The organism is Sulfitobacter sp. UBA4523 (assembly GCF_002388305.1).
In the GTDB taxonomy this organism is placed as follows: Bacteria; Pseudomonadota; Alphaproteobacteria; order Rhodobacterales; family Rhodobacteraceae; genus Sulfitobacter; species Sulfitobacter pontiacus.
This window is the reverse complement of the sequence record NZ_DGMH01000014.1, coordinates 1-605: the sequence shown is the minus strand read 5'-3', so window position 1 is coordinate 605 and position 605 is coordinate 1. Positions and strand designations below refer to the sequence as shown.

Here is a 605-nt window from a genome sequence, read left to right as displayed (position 1 = left end):
GTGCTGGACCCGTGGCACCTGCTGAAAGAGATCGAGACGATCCGCGCCCAAGGCGTAGAGATCACGCCGGAAACGCTGATGATCGCGGAAAACACGCCGCTGATCATGCCCTACCACGGCGAGCTGGACCGCGCCCGTGAAGAGGCCGCGTCCAAGGGGACCAAAATCGGCACCACCGGTCGCGGCATCGGCCCGTGCTACGAGGATAAAGTCGGCCGCCGCGCCATCCGCGTCGCCGATCTGGCCGATACAGCCACGCTTGAAGCCCGCGTCGACCGCGCGTTGCAGCACCATGATCCGCTGCGCAAGGGTCTGGGCGTCGAAGCCATCGACCGCGACGGGCTGGTTGAACTGTTGAAAGAGATCGCACCGAAGATCCTTGAATACGCAGCACCTGTCTGGAAGGTGATGAACGAAAAGCGCAAGGCCGGTAAGCGTATCCTGTTCGAAGGGGCGCAGGGCGCGCTGCTGGACATCGACTTTGGCACCTATCCTTTCGTCACCTCGTCGAACGTGATTGCAGGGCAGGCGGCAACAGGTGTCGGCATCGGACCGGGCGCGATCAACTATGTGCTGGGCATCGTCAAAGCCTATACCACCCGCGT

1 protein-coding gene is annotated in these 605 nt (G+C 62.6%); it reads left to right on the top strand.

Annotated features, from left to right (window positions below; all coding sequences use genetic code 11):
- Window positions 1-605 (top strand): adenylosuccinate synthetase (locus B3849_RS02645; protein WP_286779784.1); only part of this gene is annotated, 605 nt, incomplete at both ends.